At 74.6% G+C, this 18349-nt stretch carries 15 protein-coding genes; 2 read left to right on the forward strand and 13 right to left on the reverse strand.

Annotation, left to right across the window (positions count from 1 at the left end; translation table 11 throughout):
- Window positions 1–80: 80 nt before the first annotated feature.
- The 4 genes from RZ50_RS26020 to RZ50_RS26035 all read right to left on the reverse strand — a co-directional run bounded on the left by RZ50_RS26020 (window position 81) and on the right by RZ50_RS26035 (window position 5833).
- Entirely contained in the window at window positions 81–1595 is a 1515-nt protein-coding gene (locus RZ50_RS26020; RefSeq protein WP_308272271.1) for a pyridoxal-dependent decarboxylase, read from the reverse strand.
- Window positions 1592–3085 carry a diaminobutyrate--2-oxoglutarate transaminase gene (locus RZ50_RS26025; RefSeq protein WP_374199985.1) on the reverse strand — a complete coding sequence of 498 codons (1494 nt, stop codon included), beginning with the start codon at window positions 3083–3085 and terminating at the stop codon, window positions 1592–1594. Before RZ50_RS26025 ends, RZ50_RS26020 begins: the two co-directional genes overlap by 4 nt.
- A 232-nt stretch (window positions 3086–3317) precedes the next feature.
- Window positions 3318–4055, reverse strand: coding sequence for a response regulator (locus tag RZ50_RS26030; RefSeq protein ID WP_308272274.1), 738 nt, complete (start codon window positions 4053–4055; stop codon window positions 3318–3320).
- Window positions 4052–5833 carry an ATP-binding protein gene (locus RZ50_RS26035; protein WP_196947605.1) on the reverse strand — a complete coding sequence of 594 codons (1782 nt, stop codon included), beginning with the start codon at window positions 5831–5833 and terminating at the stop codon, window positions 4052–4054. Before RZ50_RS26035 ends, RZ50_RS26030 begins: the two co-directional genes overlap by 4 nt.
- Before the next feature lie 307 nt (window positions 5834–6140).
- Here RZ50_RS26035 and RZ50_RS26040 point away from each other — a divergent pair, with 307 nt between their 5' ends.
- Entirely contained in the window at window positions 6141–7562 is a 1422-nt protein-coding gene (locus RZ50_RS26040; RefSeq protein ID WP_196947606.1) for a cation:dicarboxylate symporter family transporter, read from the forward strand.
- 111 nt (window positions 7563–7673) lie between these two features.
- Here the strand turns inward: RZ50_RS26040 and RZ50_RS26045 are convergent, their stop codons facing one another.
- Both RZ50_RS26045 and RZ50_RS26050 read right to left on the reverse strand, forming a co-directional pair.
- On the reverse strand, window positions 7674–8651 hold the full coding sequence (locus RZ50_RS26045; RefSeq protein ID WP_196947607.1) for a hypothetical protein: 978 nt from the start codon (window positions 8649–8651) through the stop codon (window positions 7674–7676).
- Window positions 8652–8729: 78 nt separating this feature from the next.
- Window positions 8730–9263: an RNA polymerase sigma factor gene (locus RZ50_RS26050; protein WP_308272277.1), complete on the reverse strand. Its 534-nt coding sequence runs from the start codon at window positions 9261–9263 to the stop codon at window positions 8730–8732.
- A 287-nt stretch (window positions 9264–9550) separates the two neighbouring features.
- Between RZ50_RS26050 and RZ50_RS26055 the strand changes: the two genes are divergently transcribed.
- On the forward strand, window positions 9551–9922 hold the full coding sequence (locus RZ50_RS26055; RefSeq protein WP_196947609.1) for a hypothetical protein: 372 nt from the start codon (window positions 9551–9553) through the stop codon (window positions 9920–9922).
- Between the two features lie 226 nt (window positions 9923–10148).
- Here the strand turns inward: RZ50_RS26055 and RZ50_RS26060 are convergent, their stop codons facing one another.
- From RZ50_RS26060 to RZ50_RS26090, 7 genes are all read right to left on the reverse strand, one after another.
- Window positions 10149–10805 carry an ATP/GTP-binding protein gene (locus RZ50_RS26060; RefSeq protein WP_196947610.1) on the reverse strand — a complete coding sequence of 219 codons (657 nt, stop codon included), beginning with the start codon at window positions 10803–10805 and terminating at the stop codon, window positions 10149–10151.
- A complete protein-coding gene (locus RZ50_RS26065; protein WP_254803269.1) occupies window positions 10786–11181 on the reverse strand; it encodes a DUF742 domain-containing protein in 396 nt (131 codons plus the stop codon). Before RZ50_RS26065 ends, RZ50_RS26060 begins: the two co-directional genes overlap by 20 nt.
- 113 nt (window positions 11182–11294) lie before the next feature.
- Complete coding sequence (locus RZ50_RS26070; RefSeq protein WP_196947611.1) at window positions 11295–11705, reverse strand: roadblock/LC7 domain-containing protein; 411 nt, start codon at window positions 11703–11705, stop codon at window positions 11295–11297.
- Window positions 11702–14476: a nitrate- and nitrite sensing domain-containing protein gene (locus RZ50_RS26075; protein ID WP_196947612.1), complete on the reverse strand. Its 2775-nt coding sequence runs from the start codon at window positions 14474–14476 to the stop codon at window positions 11702–11704. The genes RZ50_RS26070 and RZ50_RS26075 overlap by 4 nt, the downstream gene beginning before the upstream one ends.
- A gap of 74 nt (window positions 14477–14550) precedes the next feature.
- Complete coding sequence (locus RZ50_RS26080) at window positions 14551–15429, reverse strand: MHYT domain-containing protein (RefSeq protein WP_196947613.1); 879 nt, start codon at window positions 15427–15429, stop codon at window positions 14551–14553.
- A gap of 351 nt (window positions 15430–15780) precedes the next feature.
- The gene (locus RZ50_RS26085; protein ID WP_196947614.1) at window positions 15781–17145 is read right to left on the reverse strand and encodes a cytochrome P450; all 1365 of its coding nucleotides are present in this window, start codon (window positions 17143–17145) and stop codon (window positions 15781–15783) included.
- Between the two features lie 114 nt (window positions 17146–17259).
- Entirely contained in the window at window positions 17260–18327 is a 1068-nt protein-coding gene (locus RZ50_RS26090; RefSeq protein ID WP_196947615.1) for an RNA ligase (ATP), read from the reverse strand.
- Window positions 18328–18349: the final 22 nt, after the last annotated feature.

Raw genomic sequence — 18349 nt, forward strand, 5'->3', positions numbered from 1 at the left:
GCCCCGCCGGTTCCGGCCCACCGGCCCCGCCCCCCACTCCGCCCCATCGGCCCCGGTCCCGGCCCCGGCCCGCGACCGCCCTACCCCGCCCGGTCCCCCGCCACCTTGCGCCCGGCGCCGACCACCTCCCGCAGCAACGCCCCCACCTCCCCCGCCGTGGTGTGCGGATTGAGCAGCGTGAGCTTCAACCGCACCCGCCCCGCCCCCTCCCCCGGCAGCTCCGTGCGCCCGACCACCGCACGCCCGGTGCGCAGCAGCAGCCGCCGCAGCCGTCCGTTCACCTCGTCGATCGCGGCCTCGTCCGTCAGGCCCGGCGGCCGGTAGCGGAACAGCAGCACGGTGAGCTCCGGCTCGGCGTGCAGTTCGAGCGCGGGCTCGGCGCGGACGGCGGCGGCCGCCGCCAGGGCCAGGGCGTGGCAGGCGTCGACCAGCCGACCGAGTCCGTCACGGCCGAGGGTGCGCAGGGTGACGGCGAGTTTGAAGGCGTCGGCCCGGCGGGTGGTGCGCAGCGAGCGGCCGAGCAGGCTGGGGTAGCCGGCCCGTTCGTCGTCCACCGGGTTGAGGTACTCGGCGCGGCGGGCCAGCGAGACGTAGGTCTCGGCTCGCCGGACCAGGAAGATCCCGGCGGCCGCGGGCTGCCAGCCGAGTTTGTGCCAGTCGAGGGAGACCGAGTCGGCGCGGGCGATGCCGTCGAGCAGCGGGGCGAGCCGGTCGGAGAGCAGCGCGCCGCCGCCGTACGCGGCGTCGACGTGGAGCCAGGCGCCGTAGCGCCCGGCCAGGTCTGCGGCGGCGTGCAGCGGGTCAACGGCGCCGGTGTCGGTGGTTCCGGCAGTGGCGACGACGGCGATCGGGGTCCGCCCGGACCAGCTGGCCTCGGCCATGGCCCGCTCCAACTCCTTCGGCAGCATCCGGAGTTCACGGTCGACCGGCACGCCGATGACGGACCGCTCGCCGAGCCCGAGCAGGGCCGCGGCCCGTTGGACGGAGAAGTGCGCGGCCTCGGAGGCGAGGATGCACGGCCGTACGCCCTCCGGGATCCCGTCCAACTCCACGATGCCGTCGAGCTTCTGGTCCCGCGCCAGCATGAGTCCCATGAGGTTGGACTCGGTGCCGCCCGAGGTGAGCACCCCGGCCGCCCGCCCGCGGTGGTAGCCGACCAGTTCGGCGAGTTCGGCGAGGAGGGCGGTTTCGAGGGCGGTCGCGGCGGGGGCCTGGTCCCAGGAGTCCAGCGAGGGGTTGAGCGCGCCGACCGCGAGGTCGGCGGCGGCCGCCACGGCGAGCGGCGGGCAGTGCAGGTGTGCGGCGCAGGCCGGGTCGGCGGGGTCGGCGGCGCCGTAGGCGAGCAGTTCGGTGAGCTGGGCCAGTGCGTCCCGCCCGTCGGCTCCGGCGAGCCCGTCCTCGACCAACGCGGTGATCTCGGCCGGACTGCCCGCGGGCAGCGGCCCGGAGCGCAGTGCGACGCCGGCGTCGAGCGCGTCGAGGACGGTGGCCAGCAGCGGCCCGAGCGCGCCGGGCCCGCCGGCGCCTCCCGCGAGTGCGTCCAACGCGACCTCCTCGCCCGGCAGTCCGGGCACCGCGCCGAACCCGGCGGTCACTCGGCACCCCGGGAAGCGTCGGCATCCCGGGAGGCGCCGCTACCCCGGGAGACGCCGGAGCCCAGGGAGGTGTCGCCGCCCCGGGAGACGCCGGAAGCCGCCGCGATCGCCTCCGCCAGCCGGTCGAGCACCGCCGCCACCTGTTCGTCGGTGATGGTGAGCGGCGGCAGCAGCCTCAGCACCGCGTCGTGCCGTCCGCCGAGTTCCACGATCAGTCCCCGGGCCAGGCAGGCCTCCCGCACCCGCACGGCGAGCGCCGGATCGGCCGGGCGGGCCCCGCAGGCGTCGGCGTCGGCCGCCGGGTCGACCAGTTCGACGCCGAGCATCAGCCCGCGCCCGCGCACGTCGCCGATCACCGGCAGCTCGCCCGCGAGCTCCCGCAGCCGGGCGGCCATCCGCTCGCCGACCGCGGCGGCCCGTTCGGCGAGCCCGTGCTCCGCGACGTACCGCAGGGTGGCGGCCCCGGCGGCCATGGCGAGGGTGTTGCCGCGGAAGGTGCCGGTGTGGGCGCCGGGGCGCCAGCCGTCGTAGTCCTCGCGGTAGACGACGACGGCGAGCGGCAGGCTGCCGCCGATGGCCTTGGAGAGCACCATGGCGTCCGGGACGATGCCGCTGTGCTCGACCGCCCACATCGCGCCGGTGCGCCCGACGCCGGTCTGCACCTCGTCGACGATCAGCGGGATGCCGCGCTCGGAGGTGATCCGGCGCATCTCGCGCAGCCAGCCGTCCGGGGCGGGCACGACTCCGCCCTCGCCCTGTACGGCCTCCAGGATCATCGCCGCGGGCGGGACCACCCCGCCGGAGGGGTCGTCCAGCAGTCGTTCCACGTACGTCGCGGCGAGTTCGGCACCGGCCGCCCCGCCGACCCCGAACGGGCAGCGGTAGCCGTACGGGTAGGGCAGCCGGACGACCTCGCCGCCGCCGGGCAGCGGCTCCTTGACGGCGACGTTGCCGGTGAGCGCGAGGGCGCCGGCGGTCATGCCGTGGTAGGCGCCGGTGAAGGCGAGCGCGCCGGAGCGGCCGGTGGCGGTCTGCATCAGCTTGAGTGCGGCCTCGACGGCGTCCGTCCCGGCCGGTCCGCAGAAGTGGATCCGGGCGCGGGCGGCGAACTCGGCGGGCAGGCTCTCGAACAGCGCGCTGGTGAAGTCGTCCTTCTCGGCGGTGGCGAGGTCGAGCAGGTGCAGCGGGGCGCCGCTGTCGAGGGTGCGGCGGATCGCCTCCAGCACCACGGGGTGGTTGTGGCCGAGGGCGAGCGTGCCGGCGCCGGAGAGGCAGTCGAGGTAGCGCCGCCCGTCGGCGCCTTCGACGGTCATGCCGTTGGCCCGAACCGGGACGATCGGGAAGGAGCGGGCGTACGTCCGGGCGGCGGACTCGCGGACGCGCTGGCGGCGCAGGATGGCCTCGCCGGAGGGTGAGCCTCCGAGGGTGGCGGGTGCCCCGGGGGTGGAGGCCCCGGAGGCGGCCTGGGCGGGTACGGCGGCGAGCGACAAGGCGAACCCCCAGAAGAAGTTAGGTAAGCCTAACTTTATCGCCCTTGACCTCGCGGAATGCCTCCGGGGCATCCAGAACCACCCGAGTGAGTGAACCTCTCCCGGCCCCGCCGACGCCACGCCCCGTCGGTTCAACGAGCGGCGCGTCGGAAAGTCACGCCGAAAGGTCACACCGACAGGTCGCGCCGAAGGAGCGTACGAACCGGCCGGGCGGGCAGGCCGGGTGGCCGGGTCAGGCCCGGCCCCGCCACCGGTAGCAGAGCTCCGGCCGCCCGACGCTCCCGTACTGCGGTTCGCGCACCGCCCACCCGGTGTCCACGAGGTGTTCGAGGTAGCGCCGCGCGGTGATCCGGGACACCCCGGCGGCGGCGCCCGCGGCCGCCGCGGACAGCCCCGTCTCGGCCTCGCGCAGCACGGAGGCGACGGCGTCCAGGGTGGGCGCGCTCAATCCCTTGGGCAGGGTGGTGCGTTCGGGCGTGCGGAGCAGGGCGAGCGCCTGGTCGACCTCGTCCTGCCCGGTCGCCTCGCCGGTGCGCCCGAGGCTGTCGCGGTAGCGGGCGTAGCGCTCCAGCCGGTCGTGCAGGGCGGCCGCGCTGAACGGTTTCAGCAGGTACTGCACGACCCCCGCCGAGACCGCCTGCCGGACCATGGCCAGGTCCCGGGCCGAGGTGACCGCGATGACGTCGGTGGTGTGCCCGGCGGCGCGCAGCGTCCGGCACAGCTGGAGGCCGTGGCCGTCCGGCAGGTAGAGGTCGAGCAGGATGAGGTCGACCGGCGCCCCGGCGGCGCGCGCCCGCTCCAGGAAGCGCAGTGCGTCGGCGCAGCTGTGCACCGTCCCGGCGGGGTGGAAGCCGGGTTCGCGCTCGACGTACAGGGTGTGCGCGGCGGCGGCCACCGGGTCGTCCTCGACGACCAGGACGGAGATCCCCGCCCGGCCGTCGGCGCTCTCCGTCACGGCGTTCCCGGTCACTTCAGCGCCCCTTCCCGCTCCCGGCCGCTCGCGGCATCCCCGGACCCCCGGGCCCGGCCCGCCTCCCCGGCCCGGCCCGTTTCCCCTACCCCGGCGGCTCCCCCAGGCCGACCGGCTTCCCCGGCCCGGCCGGCCAGCGGCAGCCGTACGGTGAGCACCGCGCCGCGCTCCCGGCCGACCTCGACGGTGCCGCCGTTGCGCCGGGCGGCCTGGGCGACCAGGGCCAGGCCGAGGCCGTGCCCGAGGCCGTCCTGCTTGGTGCTCCAGCCGCGCCGGAACACGTCCTCGACGGCGGCCGGGTCGATGCCCGCCCCGGTGTCGGCCACCCGCAGCAGCAGGCAGGCGTCCGGTGAGCCCTCGCCGTCGATCCGCGCGGTGACGGTGACCTCCGGCGGGACGGGGCTGTGCGCGGCTCCGGCGATGGCGGCGTCCACCGCGTTGTCGATCAGGTTGCCGAGCACGGTGATCAGGTCCCGCGCGGGGAACCCGGGCGGGAGCAGCCCGTCGTCGATCCGACTGTCCTCGGTGAGGGTCAACTCGACTCCCCGCTCGGCGGATTGGGAGGCCTTGCCGAGCAGCAGCGCGGCCAGCACGGGCTCGCCGACCGCCGCGACCACCCGGTCGGTGAGCTGCTGGGCGAGTTCGAGTTCGGCGGTGGCGAACTCCACCGCCTGTTCGTGTCGGCCGAGTTCGATCAGCGAGACGACCGCGTGCAGCCGGTTGGCGGCCTCGTGCGCCTGCGCCCCGAGCGTCTCGGTGAAGCCGCGGACCGAGTCCAACTCACCGCACAGTGACTGGAGTTCGGTGTGGTCGCGAAGAGTCACCACCCGGCCGAGGCCGGTGCCGATGGTGGAGGTGTTGAGCACCACGACCCGCTCGGCGGTCAGGTGCACCTCGTCCCGCACCGGCTCCTCGCCCAGCACGGCCGCCACCAGTGCCTCCGGAAGGCCCAGCGCGTCGACCGGGCATCCTTCCAGCTCGCCTTCCAGGCCGAGCAGTTCACGGGCGGCGTCGTTGCACAGCACCACCCGGTGGGCACGGTCGAGCAGGACCAGGCCCTCGCGCACCGCGTGCAGGGTCGCCTGATGGTACTCGTAGAGGTGGCTGAGCTCGGCCGGTCCCATGCCGTGGGTGTGCCGCCGCAGACGGGAGTTGGCGAGGTAGGTGCCCACCCCGCCGACGGCGAGCGCGGCCACCGCGACCCCGACCAGGGCCAGTAGCGGAGTGCTCAGCTGTGCGGAGATGGACTCCAGCGTCAGCCCCACGCTGACCAGCGCGACCACCCGGTGCCCCTCGCCCCACACCGGTGTGACCACCCGGACCGACGGGCCGAGGGTGCCGGTGTACGTCTCGCTGCGGGTCTGCCCGGCGAGCGCCCAGTCGATGTGCCCGAGGTAGGGCCTGCCGATCTGCTCGGGGAAGGGGTGGGTCCAGCGCACCCCGCTGGTGTCCATGACGGTGATGAAGGAGACCCCGGAGTCCTGGCGCACCCTCTCGACGTACGGCTGGAGCGCCGCGGTCGGGTCGGGCCCGGCGACGGCGGCCCGTACGGACGGCGAGTCGGCGACGGCGTGGGCGACCGAGGTGACCTCCCGGCGGGCCGCGTCCTCGGTGCGCTCGGCGGTGTACAGGTACGCGAGCACCGCACCGCCCGCCACCACGGCGGCGACGATCACCACCTGGACGACGAACAGCTGCCCGGCCAGGCTGCGGACCAGCCGGCGCGGCGGAGGGAACCACCGGCGACGCGAGCGGGTGGGGACGGTGCTCACGGACATGCCTGCCAGTGTGCACCACGGCCTCCGGCGCCTTCGGGGCCCGGGGCGGCCCCAGGACCGGCGACCCACGACCCGCGACCCGCGACCCGCGACCCGCAACCAGCGACCGGCGACCAGCGACCGGCGACCAACCCCGGGGCGTCCGACCATCAGCGGCCGACGACCAGGCATCAGCCGGAGCCCAGGCGGGCGCGGATTCCGGCCGTGAACTCTATGAACGCAAACGTGACCCCCGTCACCCCTTCACCCATAGTCAGAGCGGCCCACCCCCAGGGGCCACCAGGACTGCAGGGCAAAGGAGCCGCAGATGTCGATCGCCGGAGCCGCGAAGGCGGAGAGAGCCAGGCACAAGGATCGGACCCACTACCTCTACCTCGCCGTGATCGCCGCGGTGGTCGCGGGTGTGGTGGTCGGGCTCGCGGCCCCCGGCTTCGCCGTGGAGCTGAAGCCGGTCGGCACCGGCTTCGTCAACCTGATCAAGATGATGATCAGCCCGGTGATCTTCTGCACCATCGTGCTCGGCATCGGCTCGGTCACCAAGGCCGCGAAGGTGGGCAAGGTCGGCGGCCTCGCGATCGGCTACTTCCTCGCGATGTCCACCGTGGCGCTGGCCATCGGCCTGGTCGTCGGCAACCTGCTGGAGCCCGGCGGCGGACTGCACCTGACCGCCGCGCTCGCCAAGTCCGGCCACGCCCAGGCGGCCGCCGGCGGCGCCCAGTCGACCACCGACTTCCTGCTCGGGATGATCCCCGACACCTTCTTCTCGGCCCTCACCCAGGGCAAGGTGCTGCAGACCCTGCTGGTCGCGCTGCTGGCCGGCTTCGCGCTGCAGGCGATGGGCCCGGTCGGCGCGCCGGTGCTGCGCGGGATCGAGCACCTGCAGCGACTGGTCTTCCGGGTCATGTCGATGATCATGTGGGTCGCGCCCGTCGGCGCCTTCGGGGCGATGGCCGCCGTGGTCGGCGCCACCGGCACCGCCGCGCTGAAGAGCCTCGCCGTGATCATGATCGGCTTCTACCTGACCTGCGCGCTGTTCGTCGTCGTGGTGCTCGGCGCGCTGCTGCGGCTGATCGCCGGGGTCAACGTGTTCGCGCTGCTCAAGTACCTCGGGCGCGAGTTCCTGCTGATCCTCTCGACCTCCTCCTCCGAGAGCGCGCTGCCCCGCCTGATCGCCAAGATGGAGCACCTGGGCGTCAGCCGCCCGGTCGTCGGCATCACCGTGCCGACCGGCTACAGCTTCAACCTGGACGGCACCGCGATCTACCTCACCATGGCCTCGATCTTCATCTCCGAGGCGATGGACAAGCCGATGTCGCTCGGCGAGCAGCTCTCGCTGCTGGTGTTCATGGTGATCGCCAGCAAGGGCGCCGCCGGGGTCACCGGCGCCGGACTGGCCACCCTCGCGGGCGGGCTGCAGTCCCACAAGCCGGCCCTGGTGGACGGCGTCGGACTGATCGTCGGCATCGACCGCTTCATGTCGGAGGCCCGGGCGCTCACCAACTTCGCGGGCAACGCCGTCGCGACCGTGCTGATCGGGCACTGGACCGGCGAGTTGGACGCCGAGCGCGCCCGCCGGGTGCTGGGCGGCGAGCTGCCCTTCGACGAGCTGACCCTGGTCGACGCCCACGGAGCACCCGGCGCTCCGGGCACCGCCGACGCTCCGGAGCCCGCCTCCGAGCCCGCCCCCCAGGCCGTCCCCGCCCAGGGCACCGCCCCCGCCGCCGCCTGAGCGGCACCCCCGACTCCCCCGGTCCGGCGCCACCCACCAACCCCCGGTAACGGCGCCGGGCCGGGGGTTCCTGCTGTCGCAGACCCTCTTGCGGCCGCCGTCGCGGCCCCGTCACAGCTCCTGCGAACCGCTGACCGCCCAGGCCACCCCGCTCGCCGGATCCTCCAGCGCGAGGTGCAGATGGCGCAGCCCCGCGGCCGGCTCCTGCCAGGTGAAGCAGCGCATCCGGGCCACCAGGGCGTTGATCTCGGCCCGGTCCGCCCCGTCCGTCCCGTCCGCTCCGGCCATCGCGCCGAGCACCCGCCACAGGCCGAGCCGCCCGTGCGCGCAGCCGTGCGTCCGGCCCACGGCGGCGGACTGCACCAGCGCCGGATAGGCGAGCGCGAACGGCAGGTAGCCGCCGACCACCCGTCGGCCTCGGGCCAGCACGGCGGCGGCGAGCGGGGCCTGACCACGCACGCAGACCACTTCCGTCCAGGGCGCGAGCGCGGTCAGTTCGGCCAGCCCCCGGGTGACCCGCTGCCCACCAAGCCGTGCTCCCGGTTCCGGCAGCTCGACCTCGCCGAGGCCCTCCCGGCTGGCCGGCAGGGTCAGCAGCGCACTGCGCGCCCCGCCGCCGGGCAGGTACTCGCGCACCCGGGAGGCCTCGTCCCAGCCCGCCTTCTCCCACGGCTCCAGACGCAGCGGCACGCCCTCCAGGTCGGGCTCGGCCCCGTACGAGAGGTCCTCGCCGAGCAGCACCCGGGTGTGCGCGACCAGTCGGCGCACCGGGGCCGGGCCGAGCAACGGGGCCAGGCGCAGCCAGGAGTGCCGGGTGGCGAGCACCTCCCAGAGCGGTCCGGCGTCGTGGTCGGCCACCCCGGCGACCGTCCCCGCGCCGCCGTCGGCGTCGAACAGCCGGACGGAGAGTTCGGGCGGCGCCGCGTAGGCGATCAGGTGGCCGAGCGGCGCGGCCAGGGCCGCCGCAGTCTCCTCCCCGGCCTGCGCGACGGCGGCCGCCCGGCCCTGCCGGTAGGCGGCGAGCAGCTCGGGCCAGCGGCCGTTCTCGGCCAGGGCGCGGAGGCGGCGGCGGTCCTCGTCCGTGATCACGATTTTCAGCGTACGGGCCGGGGCGGCACATCAGCCGACTTGCCGTCAGTTCGGTGCGTCGGAGCGGACGGAGAGCGCTCAGGCGCCGTGCCGGCGCTCGTGCTCCAGGACGGCGCGCAGTCGGCCGTGGGCTCGGCGCCGGGTGACGGCCAGGGTGCTGCGGTGCAGACCGAGCAGTTCGGCGGCCTCGTCGACGGAGTAGCCGTCGAGGTCGACCAGCACCACGGCGCGGGCCTGCTTGGCGGTCAGGAAGCCGAGCAGCCGGAGCACCTCCCAGCGCGCCTGGAGCTCGGCCATCCCGCCGGGCGGCGGATCGAGTGCGGACCAGCCGCGCTCCGCCGCCTCGACGAGCTCGGGCACCCCGGGCAGCGGGACCCGGCGGCGGTCCCGGCGCCACTGGTCGCGCAGGAGGTTGACCATGGTGGTGAACACGTAGGCGTACGGCTGTGGATGGCCGAGGAAGCGCTCGGGGCGCCGGGCGATCCGCAGGTACGCGTCGTGGACGACGTCCCCGGCGGCGAGCGGGCTTCCGGTGAGCATCACGGCCGCCTGTTGGAGCCTGGGCAGCAGGTCGGTGAACACCCGGTTGAAGTCGGCGGATTGGCGATCCACCGACCCGCGACCGAAGCCCTTCCCCCGTCCACCCGCACATCGCCCGCCGCAATCCGCCGCCATGCCGCTCTCCCCGGAAATCGGCATCCCCAACACCCAGTTGGGCCTGATCGCGCCACAACCGGCCAGGTTGTGACACAGGTCACATCATAGGCCGTCGTCTCACCCTTCGCAGTCAGTCGTGTGCATTTCGTCATCGATCGGACGGGAGGCGGGAATTCACGTCCATCCGCCGACCCGCCGGCCGGGACGCCCCTCGATTGGCACCGTAGAGCGAGGAGAACCGCATGCGAGGCTGCATCGCCAGGAAGATCGCCACGTTCGGGATGGCCGCCGCGGCCGCCCTGGGCCTGCTCGGGACCGCCACCCTGCCGGCCGCCGCGGCGTCGGTCCACCACCAGATCGTGACCCCCGGGGCCGCCGCGGCCTCGCCCACCATCGACGCCGCCGCCTACCACTGCGTGATCACCGCCAACTACGGCTGGCGCTGGGAGGGGTACTGCAACGTCTACTCCGGCCGGCTGCGCACCATCACCTACTGCGCCAACGGCAAGTACTCCGTCGGCCTGTGGATCGGCGCCCGCCAGCAGGCCTGGGCGGTGTGGGGCAACTGTCCGGGGTCCACCTGGACGAAGATCGTGTTCCAGTGGCACAGCTGAGCCGCGGCGGCTGGCGGACAGCGGCCGCCGGGTAGCAGCCGTCGAGAAACGGCCGTCGGGCGCCTGCCGGGTATCGGCTACCGACGGGCGGTAGGCGGCAGGCGGCAGAGGGCGGCCGACAGGGAACAGCTAACAGCTGACAGCTTTCGAAATCTGTCAGCTGTTATCTGTCGGCTGTGATCCGTCAGCCGAACTCCGTCCACCGCCGCCCCGGCACGGCCGCCCCTCAGCGCACCGGCGAGACATCCGCGAGCAGCCGGGCGGCGTGCACCCGTCCGGCGTGCTCGACCAGGTTGATCAGCACCTCCTTGCCGGAGGCCCGCCGGCGAGCGTCGCAGAGCACCACCGGCGTACCGGTGTCCAGGTCCAGCGCGCGGGCGACCTCGTCCGGGCCGAACTCCCGCGTCCCGGCGAAACGGTTCACCGCGACGACGAACGGGATGCCTCGGTGCTCGAAGAAGTCGACCGCCGGGAAGCAGTCGGTCAGCCGCCGGGTGTCGGCGAGCACCACGGCGCCGAGGGCGCCCTGCGCCAGCTCGTCCCACAGGAACCAGAACCGGTCCTGCCCCGGGGTGCCGAACAGGTAGACGGCCAGGCCCTCGCGGATGGTGATCCGCCCGAAGTCCATCGCCACCGTGGTCGTGGTCTTGCGCTCCACCCCGCCGAGGTCGTCCACCCCGCGCCCGGCCTCGGTCAGCTGCTCCTCCGTGCGCAGCGGACGGATCTCGCTGACCGCGCCGACCAGCGTCGTCTTGCCGACCCCGAAGCCTCCCGCCACCAGGATCTTGAGCGCGAGCACACCACCGTCCGGGTCCGCGGCGGCGCCCGGTGCCGTGTCCGGCGGGACGGGCCAGGACGGGTGGTCAGAGTGCGCGGAGTCCATGGATGACCTCCTGGAGGATGCGCTCGTCGGGGAGCAGGGCGGGCGGAACGGGGCGACGGACCCGGATGAGCCCGGCCGCCAGCAGGTCGCCGAGCAGCACCCGCACGACGCCGACCGGCAGGTCGAGGTCGGCGGCGAGCTCGGCCACGGACAGCGGGGTGCCACGGCACAGGGCGAGGATGCGCGCCTGCTCCGGGCCGACCGGCGGCTCGGGCTCGTCCGGGGCGAACGCCGGGTCGGGCAGCTCGGACACGACCACGGCGATGAGGTCGAACTGCTGCTCGCCGCCCCCGGTCCGCCCCCCGGTCATGGCGTACGGGCGGACCAGCGGCCCGGCCTCGTCGTCGAACCAGCGGGCCCGGTACGCGGCGTCCAGCGGATTGCGCGGGTGTCGGCCGGGCTCGGCCCGCGGATGCTCCGGATGTCGCTGGTGGTACGGGTGGAACGCGTCCTCCGGCTGGGACCGGCGGTCCGGGCGGGGCACCGGGCTCACCCGCCGTGCACCGCGCGGGGCGGGGCGCCCAGGTGCTCCCCGACCCGCCGGACCAGTCTGGCCATCTCGTACGCGATCAGCCCGAGGTCGGCCCGGGCGGTGGCGAAGACGGCCAGGCAGGTACCCTCCCCGGCCGCCGCGACCAGCAGGTAGCCGCCCTCCAACTCGACCATGGTCTGACGGACTTCGCCCGCGCCGAAGTGTCGCCCGGCGCCCTTGGCCAGACTGTGGAAGCCGGAGGCGACGGCGGCCAGGTGCTCGCCGTCCTCGCGGTCCAGTCCGGCCGAGGCTCCCATGGCCAGGCCGTCGGCGGAGAGCATCACGGCGAAGCGGACCTCTGGGGCGCGGTGGACCAACTCGTCGAGGAGCCAGTTCAGTTCCCCCGCGCGGTGGGTGGTGCCGATCACGGACGCTCTCCTTCGGTTCGGGACGAGGACGGGTGGTGGCGCGGCGGCCGGGGCGGGGCCGCGTCGAACGGCGGCTCCTCGGACCGCTGGTCCGGGCGCAGGCCGCGGGCCCAACCGCTCTGGAAGGCGGACATCGCCGCACGCGCCGCCTCCGGGCTGCGGCCCGCGGGCGCCGTGTCGGCCCCGGCGACGGAGGTTCGGCGGGTGCGCGGGTCGGTGCCGGCCGGGGCCTCGCGCAACTGCGCCACCAGGCCCGCCTGGCGCACCCTTCGGGGCAACTGCTCCGGTCCGTCGCCGAGTTGGGAGAACGCGACCCGAGGGTCGCCGGGGCCGGGCCGCTCCTCCGCCGGCACGGGAGCGGTCGCCGTACGGCGCGACTGCGGCGGGTCGTCCAGCTGGGGTCGGGGCTGCGGCGGACCGGCCTGCGGACGGGCGGCGGCACCCGCGCCCCCGTCCGCGGCCGGTCCGGCCGTCCGGGCACCGGAGGCCCGGAAGGGGCTGCGGCGCGCCGGCCCGGGGTCGCCACCCCGGATGCCGGGCGGCGGCAGCGCCCCTCCCTCCGGCAGCGGCCCACCCGCCGCCGGAAGCTCGATTCCGGTCGTCCCGCCGTCCGGGAGGACCGGCCCCGGCCACGCCGTCAGGGCCCCTGCCCACACCCTGGGGGCGGGGCCCGATTCGGCGGTCACCACGTCCAACTCCGCTACCGGTCCCGCATGGTGGGCCTGCCCGTCGCCCTCGTCGGCCAGCAGCTCGGTGGGCAGCAGGACGACCGCCGTGGTGCCGCCGTACGCGGAGGTCACCAGCGAGACCTTGACGTCGTGCCGCCGGGCGAGCCGGCTGACCACGAACAGGCCGAGCCGGTCGCTGTCGAACAGGTCGGTCTGTTCGGCGGCGGTGATCCGCCGGTTGGCGGCGAGCAGCGCGGCCGGGCCCATGCCGAGGCCACGGTCCTCGATTTCCAGGGCGTAGCCGTTGCCGACCCGCTCACCCCGGATGTGCACCCTGGTGTGCGGCGGGGAGAACCCGGTGGCGTTCTCCACCAGTTCGGCCACCAGGTGGGTGAGGTCGGCGACGGCGTGGCCGACGACGGCGGCGCGCGGCAGCGGGTGCACCTCGGCCCGGGCGTACTCCTCGACCTCCGAGACGGCCGCCCGCACCACGTCCACCAGCGGGACGGGCCGGCGCCAGGCCCGGCCGGGGACGGCGCCGGAGAGGATGATCAGGCCCTCGGCGTGCCGGCGCATGCGGGTGGTGAGGTGGTCGAGCCGGAACAGGTCGGCCAGCTCGGACGGGTCCTCGGTGCGCCGCTCCATCGCGTCCAGCAGGGTGAGTTGGCGGTGCAGAAGGACCTGGCTGCGGCGCGCGAGGTTGACGAACACCCCGGACACCCCGGACAGCACCTCGGCCCGCTCGACCGCCGCCGTGACGGCCGCGCGCCGCACCGTGCCGAGCGCCCGGTGCACCTGACCGATCTCGTCGTCGCGGCCCACCGGGCGGGGCGCCTCGGCCTCGATGTCCACCTCCTCCCCCGCACGCACCTTCCGTATCGTGGCGGGGAGTTCGCGACCGGCGAGGTCAAGTGCCGAGTTGCGCAGGCCGATCAGCTCGGTGACCAGGCCGCGCCCGATCTGCACCGAGATCACCAGCGAGGCGATCACGCCGAGCAGGCCCAGCAGCACGGCGATCCCGGCCGAGGTGAACAGGCCGAGGGCGTACGGGTCGTGGCGCTCGGCGGCGACCCGACCGGCCTGGTCCTCGACGGCACGCAGGCCGCCGGCCACGTTCCCCGCGACCAGTTCCCACCGGTCCTCGGGAACGGCGGCGATGGCGGTCCGGCCGTCGGCGGCGCCGCGGACCCGCTCCTCGTAGCCGACCAGGTCGCGGTGGTCCTGGCCGCCGGTGACCGCGAGCAGCGCCGCCCGGTCCGCGGCCCCCAGGTCGGCGGTCGCGCCCTGCTCGAACTCGCGCCGGGCGAAGGCCAGGCCGTCGAACTCGCGCAGCTGGTCGTCGCCGAACGCGCCGGAGAGCCGGGCCGCGCACAGCAACGCGTCCTCGCGGGCGAGGAGTTCACGGGAGCGGGCCAGTTCCTGCAACACCCGGGCGTCGGCGGCCGCCCCGTGCCCCTGCGACGGGGCGACGGCGCCGGACACGGCGAGCGCCCGCTCCACCGCCGCGCCGTACGCGGCGTACGCATCGGGCCAACTGACGCTCCGGGCCAGCACCTTGGCGCGCAGGTCGGGCAGCGCGGCCAGGGAGGCGGCTAGGGCGTCCAGGCGGGTGGCGGCATCGGCGCCGAGGCCCTCGGCGTCGGCGCGGTTGTAGCCCTGGCCGGGGTGGCGGGGGTCGGGGAAGAGCGGGGCGAGCGCCCGGTCGGTGGTGGCGGCGGCATCGCGCAGGGCGCTCTCCCGGGCGGCTCCGGTGGCGGCACCGGGGGCTGCGCCGGGGGCGGTACTCGGAGCAGCCAACAGCTGGCCGGCGGCGGCCCGTTCGGCCTGGAGCCCGGCGACCGTCCCGGCGACGGGCGTGAGCAGGGTGCGCTGGGTGTCGCGCAGTCGCAGCAGCTCCCAGACGCCCTGGGCGGTCGTGACGGTGGCGAAGCTCCAGAGGGCGATGACGGAGACGACCGGGACCATCAGCAGGGCGATGATCCGGGCGCGGACGGTCCGGGGGCGCAGCCCGCGCAGCCAGGGGCCGGGGCGCGGCGTTCGGGCGGGCGGCCCGGCGTGGGCACCCCGGCGGGCGCCGGGGGCGGTACCACGGTCTTCTCGCATGGGTGAGGGGGCCTTTCGGACGGAGGCAGGCGTCGGGCGGGCGTGCGGGCGGCGGGCGGCGTGCAGCGGGCGGGTCAGGCGACGCGTTCGTGGCGCCCCGGGTCGCGATGTTCGGGGTCGCGCCGGTACGAGGCGCCGAGCCCGGAGTCCACAGGCTCGACGTCAGGGTGGGCGGTCGGCACGGGGAACCCCTCGCCGACCGGTTCGCCCGCCGCCAGGTAGCCGGCCCGCTCCTGGAGGGTCGGCGAGAGCGCGACGAAGGCGGAGGCGAGGAAGAGGAAGGACCCGAGGCCGACGGCGAGCGGGAAGACGAAGTCCATCGGGCTGGCCCCGCCGAGGCCGGTGCGAACGGGGTCCAGCTGGACGTGGACGGCGGCCATGCCGGTGTAGTGCATGCAGCTCACGGCCAGGCCCATGGCCAGTGAGGCGGCGGCCGCCGCGTACACGTTGCGGATGGTGACGGCGGCCCAGAGCGCGGCGGTGGCGGCGCCGACCGCGACCAGCACGGACAGCGCGACCGTCCCTGTGTCGTAGCGCAGGGCGCCGTGCATCCGTACGGCGGCCATGCCGAGGTAGTGCATCGCGGCAACGCCGACGCCGGTGGTGAAGCCGCCGCCGAGCAGGGCGAGACCGCGGTGCCTGCCGTAGCAGACCACGGTCAGGCCGAGGCCGGTGACCAGCACCGCGACGACCAGGCTGAGCACGGTCAGCGGCACGTTGTAGCGCAGTTCGGTGCCGTCGACGCTGAAGCCGAACATGGCGACGAAGTGCATGGTCCAGATGCCGGAGCCGATCGCGGCCGCCGCGGTGAGCAGCCAGTTCCGCCGGGCTGCTCCGCTCGCGGCCAGGCCCCGCAGGGTGCAGCGCAGCCCGAGGGCGGCGCCGGCACAGGCCATCAGGTACGAGAGGACGGGGGTCAGCCAGCCGAAGCTGAAGTGGTTGAGGGTGCCCATGGGACCTCCGGTCGACCGGTCGGGCCCGGGGCGGGACGGCGTGCGCCCGGGCTCCCCCGGCCGGGCGGACCGTCCATGGACGGTCCATGGCTGGGCATATGCCAGCCGCATGTGCGCTTTCGGCCCGGGGTGCGTGGGACGCTATCGAGGGGCCTGAATCAGTCAGGCGAAGATCTGAAAAGCTGCACGCGCAATGGGGGTGGTGTGTTCGAATGGCCCGGTTCTGTGCCCGGAGGGCGATGGGCGGCAGACGGCGGACAACAAACAGCGAACGAATAACAGAGTTTGAAATCTGTTATCCGTTCGCTGAAAGTTGAAACCCGAAACCCGAAACCCGAAACCCGTCAGCCGTCAGCCGACCGCCGTCACCCGCACCCGCATCGGGCTCGCCGCCCGCAGCGTGATCCCCTGCGCGAGCGCCACCCGCCGGTCCACCACCTCCACCTCGAAGTCCCGCAGCAGCACCCCGAGGGCCAGCACCGCCTCCAGCATCGAGAAGTGCTGCCCGATGCACGCCCGCGGACCGCCACCGAACGGGAACCACGCGTACCGGTGCCGCCCCTTCTCCTCCTCCGGCAGGAACCGGTCCGGATCGAAGCGCTCCGGCTCCGGCCAGTGCTCCGGGTGCCGGTGGGTGACCAGCGGCGCGACGACCACCTGGGCCCCCGCCGGGATGACGTACCCGTCGATCACCGTCTCCTCGACGGCCCGCCGACCGATCAGCGCCGCCGCGGGGAAGAGCCGCATCGCCTCCTTCAGCACCCGGGTGATGTACGGCAGCCGGTCCAGGTCCGCCGCCGTCGGCGCCCGCCCTGCCAGCACGGTCCGCGCCTCCTCCTGGGCGAGCTTGCGCTGCTCCGGGTGCTTCGCCAGCAGGTGCAGCGCGAAGGCCAGCGAGGTGGCCGTGGTCTCGTGCCCGGCGAGCAGGAACACCAGGACCTGGTCCCGGAGTTCGGACGGATCCAACCGCTCCCCGTCCTCACCGCGCGCCCGCACGAGCAGCGTCAACAGGTCGTCCGCGTCCTCGTCGCCGCCCCCGCGCGCCGCCCGCTCGGCGATGATCCGGTCGCAGACCTCGTACAGCGCCCGCTGCGCCTCAAGTCCGCGCCGGTTGGCCGGCGTCGCCCAGGTGCGCGGGAGGCGGACCGGCGCGAAGGCGCGCTCGTTGACGTACGCGCCCAGCACCGGGAAGCTGCGGTTCACCACCGCCACCGCCTCGTCCACATCGGCGCCGAAGAGGATCCGGGCGACCGCGCGCAGCGCGAACCGCGACATCTCCTCCGCCGCGTCCACCTCCCCGCCCGGCAGCCCCCGCCAGCGTTCGGCGAGGGCCTGCGCCTCCTGCGCGAGCGCGTTCGCGTAGCCGTCCACCCGGCGGCGGGTGAACAGCGGCTGGATCAGCCTGCGCTGTCGCTGGTAGTCGTCGTCCTGGCTGGTCAGCAGCCCGTTGCCGACGCTGATCCGCAGCTCGTCGTAGAAGGCGTTCTCCTTGCGGAAGTTGGCCGCCTCGCTGCCCAGCACCTGGTGGACGCCCTCGGGCGAGAACACCGCGAAGAACTCGGCGCGCAGGCCGGGCGGCCCGGCGAGGAAGCGCACCACGTCCCCGTGATCGCGGCGGGCCGCGAGGTAGGTGCGCAGCGGACGGCGGGTGAGGTCGAAGAGCGATCCGACCAGGGGGTTCCCGGTCGGTCCGGGTACAGCGGCTGCGGTGACCATCGGCACTCCTTCTTCACTCCCTCGGCATTGACTACTCCTCAACCTAACTGACTGGTATTCAGCCGAGGAAGCGGCCGCACGACGGCGCGACGACGGAGGAGGTCCGCGCGCGGCTCACTCGTACTCGGTGCCGCCCTTGCGGGTCAGGTAGGCGTCGCCGACCACCTTGGCGATCGCCCGCCCGCCGGTCACCGGGCTCCAGCGCTCGGTCACCGCCCGGACCACCACGCCCTCGCGCAGGTGGAGTTCACGCCCGGAGTGGGTCTCCTTGCCCTGCGCGTGCGCCAGCACCGTCTCGGCGTCGAACGGTCCGCGCCACAGTTCGGGCACCAACGGCAGTTCGCCGTCCAGCAGTTCAGCTGCCGGCAGCCAGTTCAGCCGCCCGTCCGCCACCGCCGACACGTCGAACGCGGCGTACCCGGGCCGTTCGGTGCGCGCGGAGACCCCGTACGTCAGGTCCTGCACGCCCTCGCCGAACACCTCCCCGAAGACGCCGACCCGCTCGGCGCCCAGCCGCTCGGCCAGCCGGGCCGCCACCGCCGGGATGTCGTAAGCGCGCACCGCCCGCCAGTACAGGTTGTGCCCGTCCTCGGCCAGCGCCAGCCCCTGTGCGCCGATCCCCTTGGACGATACCTGCACCTCGCCGGTGGCGGCGGTGTACGTCACCAGGCAGCAGGTGCCGTGCAGCTTCTCGGTCAGCACCACCGGCTCGCCCGGCTCGAAGACGTCGGGGTGGCGCTTGAGGTTCTCGATGTCCACCCAGGGCAGCAGGTCCGGCGCGCTGACCACGTCACCGCTCATCGAAGTCGGCACCGGTGGCTGCCACTTGACGATCCCGAGCAGCTCGGCGAAGTCCTCGCCCCGCTCGGCGGCCGCGGCCAGGTCGGTGCCGGCGAGCACGGCGGGCCGGCAGACGACGCCCTGGGACAGCTCTCCGCGCAGCCGTACCGCCTTCACCCGGTTCGCCCTCGATCCGGCCAGCTTGCCGGTCAGCCCGAACTCCTCGATCAACCCGTCGGGGAGGACGGCCTGTTCGGGGATGTAGACGGCGTAGTCCCCGGTCCGGTACATCCCCTTGGCGACCACCGCCCGGTAGAGGCCGACCTGCGCCAGCTCCAGGGCGTCGGCATTCGGGTGCTCAAGAATGACCAGTCTCTCGGCGGTGACTCGCAGTGTGGACATGGGCGGACTCCTCCCCTTGCTG

Origin of the sequence: Kitasatospora sp. SUK 42 (assembly GCF_015776785.2) — a bacterium.
Taxonomy (GTDB): Bacteria; Actinomycetota; Actinomycetes; order Streptomycetales; family Streptomycetaceae; genus Kitasatospora.